Origin of the sequence: Streptomyces sp. NPDC091279, from assembly GCF_044757465.1 — a bacterium.
In the GTDB taxonomy this organism is placed as follows: Bacteria; Actinomycetota; Actinomycetes; order Streptomycetales; family Streptomycetaceae; genus Streptomyces.
In genome coordinates, this window is the sequence record NZ_JBIVVA010000016.1 from 36,369 (window position 1) to 48,329 (window position 11,961).

An 11,961-nucleotide genomic window follows, 5' to 3' on the forward strand; every position below is an offset into this window, starting at 1 on the left:
GGGGCGGGCCGGGCTCGCGGGGGCGCCGGACGCGCGTACAGGCTGCTGATGGACGCCGCACGGACCGGCCGGGGCTGCTTGCGGCACGTGGGCCGAGGCCTCGCGCGCAGGGCGCCCGCGCTTCTCCCGCGCGGGCGCCCTCCGTCGCCGTTGGTCAGTCGTAGTGGCGGGCCTCGAAGAGGTTGCCGTCCGGGTCGCGGAAGTAGAAGCTGCGGGTCGCCGGGCCCCGGGCGCCGAAAGAGCCCTTGGAGATCTCGGAGACCGGCACGGCACGCTCCTCCAGGCGGCTGCGCAGGGCGTCGAAGCGGTCGCCCGGCAGGGCCAGGCAGACGTGGTTGACCGGGTGGCCCGAACTGGCGGCGGCGCCGGGGAGCATGGTCATGCGCTCCGCCATGGAGCGCGGCATGAGGTCGACGATGCTCTCGTCGTCGACGCGCATGGACGGGAAGGGGACTATGCCTTCGGTGAACTCGGCGAGCCGTACGGAGGTCAGTCCGACCGCCTGTTCGTAGAAGGCGGCCGAGGCCACCGGATCGTCCACCCACAGGACGATGTGGTCAAGGCGTGTCGTGTTGTCGGTCATGCCTTTCAGGCTGGTGTCGTCCCCCACAGGCCGCAAGTGTTTGGCCGGGCGCGTCACTCGCCAGGGATGAGGGAAACCGAAACGGCAGGAGGCGGGCACGTGGTGCTGGTGATGTCGGAAGAGGTATGGGAAGCGGTCGACGCGCGTCGGCCGGTGGTCGCCCTGGAGTCCACGATCATCGCGCACGGGCTGCCCCGGCCGCGCAACCTCCAGGTGGCGCTGGAGCTGGAGGACGTCGTCCGGGCGGAGGGCGCGGTTCCGGCGACGATCGCGGTGCTCGACGGGCGGCCCCATGTCGGCCTGGACAAGGACCAGTTGGAGCGGGTCGCGAACGAGGACGGCATCCGCAAGCTGGGCCACCGGGATCTGCCGCTCGCGGTGGCCGCCGGGGTGAGCGGGGCGACCACCGTGTCGGCGACGGCGCTGCTCGCGGCCCGGGCAGGGGTGCGGGTGTTCGCGACGGGCGGACTCGGTGGGGTGCACCGGGAGTGGACGCTGACGCAGGACGAGTCGGCCGATCTGGGGCTGCTGGCGCGTACCCGGATCACCGTGGTGTGCGCGGGCGTCAAGTCGATCCTGGACGTGCCCGCGACCCTCCAGCGGCTGGAGACCCTGGGGGTCGCGGTGGCCGGTTACGGCACGGACCGCTTCCCCGGCTTCTACCTGTCCGACTCGGGGCACCCGGTGGACTGGACGCTGGAGCGTCCGGGGCAGGTCGCGGACGTCATGCGGGCGCAGGACGCGGTGGACGGGCCGGAGTCGGCGCTGATCGTCGCCAACCCGGTGCCCGAGGAGGAGCAGTTGGACCCGGCGCTGCACGCGCGGGTACTCGCCGACGCGCTGCACGCGTGCGAGGAGGCCGGTGTCAGCGGGCAGGGCGTGACACCGTTCCTGCTGGACTATCTGGTGCGGCACACCGACGGTGCCTCGTTGAGCGCGAACCTGGCGGCGGTCCGCGGCAATGTGCGGCTGGCCGCGCGGATCGCGGCGGCCTGGGCCACGGCATGACGACGGCGGCGGGCGGGGCGCTGCTGGTGGTCGGGGACGTCATCACGGACGTCGTCGCCCGGCACCGGGGGCCGCTCGCGCCGGGGACGGACACGACAGCCGTGATCCGTACCGTGCCGGGCGGGGCGGGCGCCAACGTGGCGTGCTGGGCGGCTCATCAGGGGGCGCCCGAGGTGCGGCTACTGGGGCGGGTCGGGGCGGACGCGGCGGACCGGCACAGCCGTGAGCTGGCCGCGCGCGGGGTGCGGCCGCTGCTCGTCGTCGACCCTGATGTGGCCACGGGGACGGTGATATGCCTCGTCGACTCGGACGCGGCGGCCGAGCGGACGTTCCTCACCGACAGCGGGGCGTCGCTGCGGCTCGGCCCCGCCGACTGGTCCGACGACCTGCTCGACGGGGTCGCCCGGCTGCATCTGTCGGGCTATCTGCTGTTCTCCGCGTCGAGCCGTGCCCTGGTGGCGAAGGCGTTGGCGTCGGCACGCGCGCGGGGTGTGCCGGTGAGCCTCGATCCCGCGTCGGCGGGCTTCCTGGCGGAACTCGGTGTCGGGCGTTTCCTCGACCTCGTCATCGGGGTGGACGTCCTGCTTCCGAGCCGTGACGAGGCGTGCCTGCTGACGGGGTTGCCCGACGCGGCGGAGGCGGCGGCCGAGCTGAGCCGGCACGTCGCCCTCGTCGTCGCCAAGCAGGGCGCCGACGGGGCGTTGGTGGCCCGTAAGGGATCGCTCCGGGCCCGGGTCCCGGCCGCCCCGGCGGACCCACGGGACACCACGGGCGCCGGTGACGCCTTCACGGGCGCGTTCCTCGCGGCACTCCTCGCGGGCGCGACCCCCGAGGAGGCGGCTCGGACGGGGTGCGCGGCGGGAGCGGTGGCCGTGGAACGCGTGGGAGGACGGCCGCCGGAAGGGGAGTGACACAGGGGACGACAGTGAACTGTGGGGCGGGGCGTGTCCCCGGGGCGCGAGGTGCGGGAACGTCGGTTCGGCGGGCGGGGCGGGCGAGGTGTCGTCGGTCGGCTCGCCGGGCCGGGGTGTTCGGCGCCGTTTCCCTGGTGGTGGCGTCCGGCGCGTGCGGTGGACGGTACTTGGCGTGGGCGGGGCGTCGGGGTGAGTCGGTGCGGTCGTCCCGGTGGCTGCCGCGCCGTCAGTCCTTGCGGCCCCAGGCCGAGATCATCGGGGCGGTCGCCAGGTCCATCGTTCCGGTGGCGATGTTGGCGAGGTGGCGGTCGATGTCGTCGTCCGTGGCGAGGCCCGCGGTGACGAGTTGGTCGCGGATCTGACGGACCGTCGCCGATTCGAGGGCGGTGCAGGCGGGCGAGGCGACCGGGAAGTACGCGTCGGCCTCCACGCCCCGCAGACCGGCCTCGCGCAGCAGGCGCGGGAGGGTGCGGCCGTAGGAGAGGTCGGCGCCGCGGTCGGCGAGCAGGCGGCGGAAGCCCTGGCGCAGCTGGTTGGCGAGCCTCTCCTCGGGGCCGTGCTCGTCGGGGCAGGTCAGTGGCTGGAGGGCGGGGTCGGCGTCCTCGATCAGCAGTAGGCCGCCGGGGCGCAGGGCCTGGACCATGGAGCGCAACGCCCGTTCCCGGTCCGGCACATGGACGAGGACGAGCCGGGCGTGCACCAGGTCGAACCCCTCCCCCGGCGGCTCCTCGGCGCCGACGTCGTGGACGCGCACGGTGACCGGCGGGCGGGCGACGGGGGCGAGCCGGGTGGTGTCGATGTCGCTGGCGACGACCTTCCCGGTCGGGCCGACCTTCTCGGCCAGCCAGGACACCACCGAGGTGCCGCCCGCGCCGACCTCCCAGCAGCGCCAGCCGGGGCCGACGCCGAGCCCTTCGAGGTGCCGGAAGGTGGTGGGGTCGAAGAGCCGGGCGAAGGCGGCGAAACGTTCACCCGCCTCTGCCTGCCGGTTGTCGAGGAGGTACCCGTCGGGTCGCGTCATGCCGCGATCATCCCAGTTGCCCGGCTTGTCGGGCCGGGTGGGCAAGGCGCCCGCGAGGAGATGCCGGGCGCCGAGGGCCACGCCACCGTCCGGCGCCTGTCCCACGCCGGGTTTTCCACAGGCGGGAACCAAGCGGAATCCCGGCTACCCACAGGCTCACCCGGCACTTACACAGAGCTGGCACACTGGCTCGCCACGGCACACGAACGCGGCACATCGCCTCGGACGTGCGCCGGGTCCGGGGAGGGTTCAGGCAAGGAGATCCAGATGTCCATGGCAGGGAATCTGCGGAAGGTCACGAGCCTCGGCGGGGTCGGCAGCCTGCGCAAGGTGGCACGGCTGGCCCGGCGGCACCGGCGGATCGACCTGAGCCATCCGGCCCGCTCCCCGCTGGGCTCGTCGGTGGTCAACTGCGTCACCTACCGGGACGGCGCCCGGGTGCCGGGCGGGAGCGACCTGGTGGACGCGGTGGAGAAGGTCCGCAAGAAGGGCGACGGGTTCGTGTGGCTGGGGCTGCACGAGCCGACCGACGGGGAGTTCGCGGGCATCGCCGAACTGTTCGACCTGCACCCGCTGGCCGTCGAGGACGCGGTGGAGGCCCATCAGCGCCCCAAGCTGGAGCGGTACGGGGACACCCTGTTCGCGGTGTTCAAGACCGTCTGCTACGTCGAGCACGAGCAGTTGACGGCGACCAGCGAGGTGGTGCACACCGGCGAGATCATGGTGTTCGTCGGCGAGGACTTCGTGATCACCGTACGGCACGGCCGACACGGCTCCCTGGGGCCGCTGCGCGAGGAGTTGGAGGCGCAGCCGGCCCAACTGGCCAAGGGGCCCGCGGCGGTGCTGCACGCGATAGCGGACCACGTCGTCGACGACTACCTCAGCGTCACCGACTCCGTCCAGGCGGACATCGACCAGGTCGAGATGGACGTGTTCGCGGAGAACGGCGCCCGCACCGACCCCGGGCGGATCTACCAGATGAAGCGCGAACTCCTGGAGCTGAAGCGGGCGGTGACACCGCTCGGCCGCCCGGTGGAGGAGCTAGCGACCCGGCCGATACGCGTGGTCCCGCCGGAGATACAGGCCTACTTCCGGGACGTCCTCGACCACTTGATGCGGGCGAAGGAGCAGATCGCGTCCTTCGACGAACTGCTCAACTCGATCCTCCAGGCCCACCTCGCCCAGGTCACGGTCGCGCAGAACGAGGACATGCGGAAGATCACCGCGTGGGCCGCGGTGATCGCCGTGCCGACGATGGTGTGCGGCATGTACGGAATGAACTTCGAGTACATGCCGGAGCTGCGCTGGAGGTTCGGATACCCGCTGGTGATGGGCGTCGTCCTGACGATATGCCTGACGCTCTACCGGGGTTTCCGGCGCAACGGCTGGCTCTGAGCGGGGTCAGCGCCTCGCGCTCATCGCGTAGACGCTCTCGGCCCAGCCGGCGATCTGGTCCTCCGTCAGATGGGCGGCGAGGTCGGCCTCGCTGATCATGCCGACGAGCCGTTTGTCCTCGATGACGGGGAGCCGGCGGATCTGGTAGTCGCGCATCTCCTGAAGCACGTCGTCGACGTCCGCGTCGGAGGTGATCCAGCGCGGGGTACCCCGGGCCATCTCACCGGCGGTGATCTTCGCGGGGTCGTGGCCCATGGCGACACAGCCGACGACGATGTCGCGGTCGGTGAGGATGCCGCAGAGCCGTTCGTTCTCGTCGCTGATGGGCAGGGCGCCGACGTTCAGCTCGCGCATCAGCTGGGCCGCGCGGTCCAGGGTCTCGTGCGCGGGAATCCACTGGGCGCCGCGGTGCATGATGTCTCCGGCCGTGGTCATGGGGTACCTCCCGGTGCCGGGCTCGCCGGCGCGGCACGGGGGTGTGCCGCTGATACCGGCGCCCTCACATTCTCGTCCCGTGCGGGACGGGATGCACGTGGGGGCGGGGGCGCGGGGGTGGGGGTGACTCCGGGAGCGGGCGGCGTCGCGAGCGGGGGGCGCGGGGCAGGCGGGGGCGCGGGGCGGGCGGGAGAGGTTGTTGGTCGTCTGTGGCGGCGTCGTGGCTGGTCGCGCCCGCGTGGCGGAGCCGCATGTCGGCACAGCCCCGCGCGCCTTACAAGCAAGGGGGTGGCCTGGCCGGTCCCGAAATGCTCGGTCCGGCTGTGGTTCAGGCGTTCCGGAACGCTCGGCCCCGTTGGGGTCAGCCGTTCCAGGCTGGGTGGCGGGGGTCGTCCGTGCGGATCAGGATGTCGGCGGTGGTCGCCGGGTCGGTCTCGGAGGCGTAGCGCTCGAAGGCCGGGAGGGTCCAGTGGTCGGGCTCGGGGGTGCGGCGGCGCAGGGCGCCGGGTGAGAGGAGGAGGTGGACCGAGAGGTCGAAGGGGAACCAGTGCCGGAGCAGAAAGGGGCCGTGCAGCAACAGGACGCCGCCGGGCGGGAGTTGGATGTAGGGGCTGCGGGTGGCGCGGTCGGTGACCGGGTCCCACAGGTCGGGCAGGACGCGTCCGTCGCCGTCGGGGTCGAGGGGGCCGAACACCTCGCGCCACAGGGCACCGGTGTCGAACCAGCCGTTGTAGTAGGCCTCGACGTCCTGGTGGCCGTACTCCAGGCGGAGGGAGGCGGGGCGCAGGAAGCCCTCCGTGCCGACGACCAGTGAGGGGCGTCCGTGCAGGCGCAGCGCCTCGGCGACACGTTCGGCGAGGTCGCCCGGGTGGGCCGCGGGGGCGCCGTCGAACGCGATACGGGGCCAGGAGCCGCCGTCGGCCGGCTCAAGGTCGAGCAGCCGCTCGGCCAGGAGATCGCCGAGCCGGTCCCAGGTGATCGCTTCGAGTCGCACAGGGCCATGATGCGCCAGGGGCGGGGGTGGGAGGTGGGCGGGAGGGGTGGGGTGGGGAGGGGAGGGGGGAGGGGGGAGGGGGGAGCCCCCCCCCAGAGAAGAGAAGCAGGAACAGGAAAGCCACCAGTCCAGAGCCACCCCGCCCCGCCCCCACCTAAGAACCACCCATGAGCCCCCCAGTGAACCCTGGGCAAACCCTGAGTGAACCCCGGAACCTCCCGGGTGCTCTCGCCGGAGTGCACGATATGGCCGCTCTGCGGGGCCCGGCGGTGGGTCGTATCGTGGCTGGAAGAGTGCCGCTCGTCGAGGTACGGCGCGTCGGGAGTCGTCCGGGTACGCGAGGAGGACGACCATGGCCGATCCCAAGGGATTCATGACCACGCCCCGGCAGGAGTGGCCTCGTAGGCCGGTCGAGGAGCGGGTGCGGGACTGGGACGAGGTGTATGTCCCGGGGGCGTTGTTGCCGTTGATCACCGAGCAGGCCGACCGGTGTATGGACTGCGGGGTGCCGTTCTGTCATGAGGCCTGTCCGCTGGGGAATCTGATCCCGGAGTGGAATGACCTGGTGAGCCGGGACGACTGGCGGGCGGCGGCTGATCGGCTGCATGCCACGAACAACTTCCCGGAGTTCACGGGGCGGTTGTGCCCGGCGCCGTGTGAGGCGGGGTGTGTGCTGGCCATCAATCAGCCTGCGGTGACCATCAAGAACGTCGAGGTCGCCATCGCCGATCAGGCCTGGGAGTTGGGGTTGGCGCCGCCCCGGCCGCCGGACCGGTTGTCGGGGCGGACGGTGGCGGTGGTCGGGTCGGGGCCGACGGGGTTGGCGGCGGCGCAGCAGTTGACGCGGGCGGGGCACACGGTGGTCGTGTTCGAGAAGGACGACCGGCTGGGCGGCCTGATGCGGTACGGCATCCCGGAGTTCAAGATGGAGCGGCGTCACCTGGAGCGGCGTCTGGGGCAGATGCGGGCGGAGGGGACGAAGTTCCGTACGTCGACGGCGGTCGGGCGGGATGTGGGGGCGGCGGAGTTGCGGTCCCGTTACGACGCGGTGGTGATCGCGGCCGGGGCGACGGCGTGGCGTGAACTGGACGTGCCGGGGCGGCAGTTGGCCGGGGTGCGGCAGGCGATGGAGTATCTGCCGCTGGCGAACCGGGTGTGTGAGGGCGATGTGGAGGTGTCGCCGTTGTCGGCGGCCGGGAGGCATGTCGTGATCGTGGGTGGTGGTGACACCGGGGCGGACTGTCTGGGGACGGCGGTGCGGGAAGGGGCGGCGTCCGTCAGCCAGTTGGACATCTACGCGCAGCCGGATGTCGAGCGGGACCATGATGTCGAGCCGTGGCCGACGTATCCGAGGATCTACCGGATGTCGGCCGCGCACGAGGAGGCGGGGGTGTTGGGGACGGCGCCGTCGGCGGATGCGGACGCGCGGCTGTTCGCGGCGTCGACGCTCCATTTCGTGGGCGACGAGGAGGGCAGGGTGCGGGAGTTGAGTGTGGTGGAGGTGGACGCGGGTCGGCGGGAGGTGCCGGGGACGACGCGGACGTTGCCTGCGGATCTGGTGCTGTTGGCGTTGGGTTTCTCGGGGCCGGACCGGTCGGACGGGCTGGTCGATCAGTTGGGGTTGGCGATGGAGGCGCGGGGGACGATCGCGCGGGACGCGGGTTTCGCGACGAACGTTCCCGGTGTGTTCGCCGCCGGGGACGCGGCGCGGGGGCAGTCGTTGATCGTGTGGGCGATCGCGGAGGGGCGGTCGGTGGCGGCGGCCGTGGACCGTTATCTGACGGGGAGCACGCGGCTTCCGGCGCCGATTGGGCCGTTCGACCGCCCGATGGTGGTGTAGCCGGAACGCCGACAGCGCCCGCACCGCACCACCGCACCCGGCCCTGCTCTCGCGGGCTCCGCACCACGGCACCCGGCCCCACTCTCGCGGCCCCCGCACCCCGCCTCTCAGCCCGGCCGCCCCCTGCTCCCCCGTTTCCCGCGCTTCCACTCCCCCGCGTCTCATGGCTTACCGCTTACCGCTTTCGTGTCACCGCCCCGTGTCCGGGGATGACGAGGCGGCGGGTCGGGTCGCGGGCGTCGGCCCGGGGTGGTTGTCCTTGTCTCCGAGGTGCCCGTCGTATCTGCGGGCGGGGTGGGGGTGGGTGGTGTCGTTCTCGGTGGGGGGTTGTCCGGTCATGAGGGTCGCCGGGGGGTTGCGCATGTTTTAGTCGTCAACTCAGTGCCAAGGTAAGGGAGTCGAAAGGGTGGTTTCAGGGGGACGGCGGCCGGGTTCAGGACAGCAGGAAGTCGGCTTCTCCGGCCTTGGCGCCCTCGATGAAGGCGGTCATCTCGTCGGTGGTGTAGATGAGGGCCGGCCCGTCGGGGTCGGTGGACTGGCGGACGGCGATGCGGCCGTCGGCGAGTTTCATGGCCTCCAGGCAGTTGCCGCCGTTGCCGCCGCTCCAGGGCTTGTGCCAGCCTTCGTTGCCCAGTTCCCGCGCGGGCATGCCGTTGTAGACCTGTTCGCGCGGCCTGATGCGATCCATTTACAGCTCCTTGCGGAGATCCAGGAGGATCTCCTTCGTGCGATGTGCCGTGGCGGCCTGCGCCGCCATGCGGTCCATGACCTCAAGGTGGGTCGCCACCTCTGCGCGCGCGTCGAGGTAGACGGCGCCGGTCAGGTACTCGCTGTAGACCATGTCGGGGAGTTCCGGCATGGCAAATCGGAACAGCACGAAGGGGCCGAACGTGCCGGGGTGCGGACCGCTGGCGAAGGGCGCGATCTGGAGGGTCACGTGGGGCAGCTTCGTGGCGTCGAGCAGGGTGTCGATCTGGGCACGCATCACCTCCGGTCCGCCGCATGGGCGGCGCAGTGCGGTCTCGTCCATGACGGCCCAGAAGCGGGGGGCGTCGGGGCGGGTGAGCAGTCGCTGGCGTTGGACGCGCAGTGCGACGTGGCGTTCGATCTCCGCGGGCTGGGTCTGGCCGATGGCGCCGGATCTCAGTACGGCGCGGGCGTAGTCCTCGGTCTGGAGGAGTCCGGGCACGAAGTGGGGGTCGTACGAGCGGATCAGGGCGGCGGCGCCCTCCAGGCTGACGTACATCGAGAACCAGCCGGGCAGGATGTCGTGGAAGCGTTGCCACCAGCCGGGCTGGTTGGCCTCTTCGGCGAGGAGGACGAAGGCGTCGGCCTCGTCGTCGGAGACTCCGTAGGACTTCAGGAGGAGTTGCAGGTAGGGGATTTTGAGGGAGACCTCGGCCATTTCCATGCGGCGGACGGTGGCGGGGGCGACGCGCAGGACGCGGGCGGCTTCCTCGCGTTTGAGTCCGGCGCGTTCGCGGAGGTCGAGGAGGCGACGGCCGAGGACGACCTGGCCGACGGTCGGCGCGGACCGCGGTTCGCTCACGCTCCACCACCTCCACTGCTGGCCCTGGCGGGCTTCGGGACTCCCTGCCGGGCGGCGGGGTAGGGGTTCCGGCCGGCCTCGGCAGCGTCGAAAGCATGCTGACAGCCCTGCGGCGCCATTCGAAGACCTATTCGAAGATCTGTTCGGATCTCCGGTGATCCCAAGTGGCGCCGCTCGACGTGCTGTTGCGAGCAGTGTGCCACGCCCGTCCAGAACGTCACACCGCACTCTGCAATTTCCAGAGTGACTCTTGCCAAGTGTTCGCGGCGGGGCGATAGTGGCAAGCGTGATTCCGTCCGCGCCCTTTTTAGGAACAGACGCCGCCGGGGGCCGTCTCGGCCTCGGTGCCGCCGCGGTGGCGGGCCCCTGCGGGCCTGCCGCCGAGCGCCGGTTCCATTTCGAGCTGGCCGCCCATCCGGCCTCCCCCGCCCAGGCCAGACGCCTGGCCAGGGCCCGGTTGACCGGCTGGTCGGTGTGCGAGGACATCTGCGACACCGCGGCCCTGGTCATCTCCGAGCTGGTCACCAACGCCCTCGTGCACACCGCGAGCAGTTCCATACTCTGCGAGCTGCGGGACGGCGAGGATCTGGTGCGGATAGCCGTGCGCGACGAGGGCTGCGCGCCGGGTGCGCACGGGCCGGGGCAGGGCCGGGCCGAGGAGGAGCAGGGGAGGGGATTGCTCCTCATCGACGCGATGTGTCACGCGTGGGGCGCGCATGAGCACGGGCCCGGGCTGCTGGTCTGGGCGGAGCTGCCGCGCCAGGCCGACGAGCCCTGCCACCGTTGCGGGCCGTGCAACGACCTGGGGTGGGGTTCCCGCCCCAAGCCGGGCCCGGCGGACGAGACGACGGGCCCAGCGGGCGGCGCCCCCGGCACCCCCGGCACCTCCGACAACCCCGACAACCCTGCGTGCACGGCCGACGGCACGACGGGCATCACGGCGCGCACGGCCGACGGCACGGCGCGCGTCACGGGCGGGGACGGGACGGCCGACGTGGAGGCGGGTCACGGGACGGGGGCCTCATGGGGATGAGGTCCGCGTCGGGCGGCCGGGTGCGGAACCTGGACTCGCTGGTCCGGCTCCAGCGGGGGCGGCAGTCTCCGGACGGGCCCCGCACGCTGACGGTGCCGGCCGACATGACGGCGCCGATGGGCTGTGACGCGGTGTCCGCGCCGGCCCGTTTCGGCCCGCTGGTGCTGACCCGACTGCCGCGCGTGGGGTGCGTGTACGCCGACGAGACGCACTGGTGGTGGCTGGTGCCGGCCGACTCCGACTACGCGCTGGAGTGGCCGGCGCCGGCCCGCTACACCGCCGGCGCGATCATCCCGGACGCTCCGGGCGGCCCCGGCCTCATCCATCGGCCGGACGGCACGCTTCCGTACACGCCGCCGATCCCGCTGTACCTCGCCCTGTGCCGGGCGATGGGAACGACACCGACCTGGTCCCGGCCCGTCAGCGCCTGACCGAGCCGCGTCACACGGTTCGGTCGGCCCGCAGGCCCGAGGGGGGAAGACGGCCCCGGTCATGGGGGTGACCGGGGGACCACCGGTGCGGAGGTGCCTCATACAGGGGGGCACCTCCGCACCGGCTTTTTTATACCCCGGTTCCCTGTACCCGGCCCCTCTCCCTCGGTCCCCGGCCCCCGATCCCCGCCCGGCCCCCGGCCCCCGGCCCCGTCCTCAAAGCCGACGCCCCTCCCCCGCCCAAGCCCCCATCCCGGCGCACGCCCTCCACGCCCCACCTGCGCCCCCGTACGCCCTGCCCTCCACCACCCCGGCCCGCGATAGTGGCCGTTCATCGACGTGAAGTCGGCCGACGTCCGGCCGGTGACGGAGAACCAGGTCGGCCAACAGCCGTTGGCGGTGGGTCAACAACCGTTGGCACACAACCGTCGACAGTCGGTCAACAACCGTTGGCACACAACCGTCGACGGTCGGTCAACAACCGTTGGCACACAACCGTCGACGGTCACCAACCACCGTTGGCAATCGGTATGCAGCCGCCGACGGCCAGCCAACAACCGTTGGCAGTCGGCATGCAGCCCTCGGCAGCAGGCCAACAACCGTTGGCAGAAGGCTCATCGGCGTCCCGCCGACGACGGAGACCGGTCGGCCAACAGCCGTTGACGGAGCCTCCGCCGGAGGACGCCGAGGTCCGCCGCCGTCCGCCGAGGTCCGCCGGCGTTCACCGACGTCCGCCGATGGCAAGGAACCGGCCAATG

The 11,961-nt window shown here is 72.2% G+C and carries 13 protein-coding genes; 6 read left to right on the forward strand and 7 right to left on the reverse strand.

Annotation, left to right across the window (positions count from 1 at the left end; translation table 11 throughout):
- Positions 1 to 154 precede the first annotated feature (154 nt).
- Positions 155 to 583: a VOC family protein gene (locus ACIQOU_RS32330; protein WP_401542670.1), complete on the reverse strand. Its 429-nt coding sequence runs from the start codon at positions 581 to 583 to the stop codon at positions 155 to 157.
- A 99-nt stretch (positions 584 to 682) separates the two neighbouring features.
- On the opposite strand from ACIQOU_RS32330, the gene ACIQOU_RS32335 reads away from it, so the two are divergent.
- A complete protein-coding gene (locus tag ACIQOU_RS32335; RefSeq protein WP_401542921.1) occupies positions 683 to 1,591 on the forward strand; it encodes a pseudouridine-5'-phosphate glycosidase in 909 nt (302 codons plus the stop codon).
- The gene (locus ACIQOU_RS32340; protein ID WP_401542672.1) at positions 1,588 to 2,502 is read left to right on the forward strand and encodes a carbohydrate kinase family protein; all 915 of its coding nucleotides are present in this window, start codon (positions 1,588 to 1,590) and stop codon (positions 2,500 to 2,502) included. The genes ACIQOU_RS32335 and ACIQOU_RS32340 overlap by 4 nt, the downstream gene beginning before the upstream one ends.
- 229 nt (positions 2,503 to 2,731) lie before the next feature.
- Here ACIQOU_RS32340 and ACIQOU_RS32345 read toward each other — a convergent pair whose 3' ends face one another.
- Positions 2,732 to 3,526 (reverse strand): methyltransferase domain-containing protein, encoded by a 795-nt coding sequence (locus tag ACIQOU_RS32345; protein WP_401542924.1) that lies wholly within the window; start codon positions 3,524 to 3,526, stop codon positions 2,732 to 2,734.
- Between the two features lie 267 nt (positions 3,527 to 3,793).
- Between ACIQOU_RS32345 and ACIQOU_RS32350 the strand changes: the two genes are divergently transcribed.
- Positions 3,794 to 4,921 (forward strand): magnesium and cobalt transport protein CorA, encoded by a 1,128-nt coding sequence (locus ACIQOU_RS32350; RefSeq protein ID WP_401542675.1) that lies wholly within the window; start codon positions 3,794 to 3,796, stop codon positions 4,919 to 4,921.
- Between the two features lie 6 nt (positions 4,922 to 4,927).
- On the opposite strand, the gene ACIQOU_RS32355 is transcribed toward ACIQOU_RS32350, so the two are convergent.
- Complete coding sequence (locus ACIQOU_RS32355) at positions 4,928 to 5,356, reverse strand: CBS domain-containing protein (RefSeq protein WP_401542677.1); 429 nt, start codon at positions 5,354 to 5,356, stop codon at positions 4,928 to 4,930.
- Positions 5,357 to 5,717: 361 nt separating this feature from the next.
- Positions 5,718 to 6,350: a uridine kinase gene (locus ACIQOU_RS32360; protein ID WP_401542680.1), complete on the reverse strand. Its 633-nt coding sequence runs from the start codon at positions 6,348 to 6,350 to the stop codon at positions 5,718 to 5,720.
- A 352-nt stretch (positions 6,351 to 6,702) separates the two neighbouring features.
- On the opposite strand from ACIQOU_RS32360, the gene ACIQOU_RS32365 reads away from it, so the two are divergent.
- A complete protein-coding gene (locus tag ACIQOU_RS32365; protein ID WP_401542682.1) occupies positions 6,703 to 8,190 on the forward strand; it encodes a glutamate synthase subunit beta in 1,488 nt (495 codons plus the stop codon).
- A gap of 189 nt (positions 8,191 to 8,379) precedes the next feature.
- Here the strand turns inward: ACIQOU_RS32365 and ACIQOU_RS32370 are convergent, their stop codons facing one another.
- The 3 genes from ACIQOU_RS32370 to ACIQOU_RS32380 all read right to left on the reverse strand — a co-directional run bounded on the left by ACIQOU_RS32370 (position 8,380) and on the right by ACIQOU_RS32380 (position 9,739).
- On the reverse strand, positions 8,380 to 8,553 hold the full coding sequence (locus ACIQOU_RS32370; protein ID WP_401542685.1) for a hypothetical protein: 174 nt from the start codon (positions 8,551 to 8,553) through the stop codon (positions 8,380 to 8,382).
- A 70-nt stretch (positions 8,554 to 8,623) separates the two neighbouring features.
- Positions 8,624 to 8,878: a DUF397 domain-containing protein gene (locus tag ACIQOU_RS32375; protein WP_401542687.1), complete on the reverse strand. Its 255-nt coding sequence runs from the start codon at positions 8,876 to 8,878 to the stop codon at positions 8,624 to 8,626.
- Positions 8,879 to 9,739: a helix-turn-helix transcriptional regulator gene (locus tag ACIQOU_RS32380; RefSeq protein ID WP_401542690.1), complete on the reverse strand. Its 861-nt coding sequence runs from the start codon at positions 9,737 to 9,739 to the stop codon at positions 8,879 to 8,881.
- A gap of 286 nt (positions 9,740 to 10,025) precedes the next feature.
- Here ACIQOU_RS32380 and ACIQOU_RS32385 point away from each other — a divergent pair, with 286 nt between their 5' ends.
- Positions 10,026 to 10,772 (forward strand): ATP-binding protein, encoded by a 747-nt coding sequence (locus ACIQOU_RS32385; protein ID WP_401542692.1) that lies wholly within the window; start codon positions 10,026 to 10,028, stop codon positions 10,770 to 10,772.
- Positions 10,763 to 11,203 carry a hypothetical protein gene (locus ACIQOU_RS32390; RefSeq protein ID WP_401542694.1) on the forward strand — a complete coding sequence of 147 codons (441 nt, stop codon included), beginning with the start codon at positions 10,763 to 10,765 and terminating at the stop codon, positions 11,201 to 11,203. The genes ACIQOU_RS32385 and ACIQOU_RS32390 overlap by 10 nt, the downstream gene beginning before the upstream one ends.
- Positions 11,204 to 11,961 lie beyond the last annotated feature (758 nt).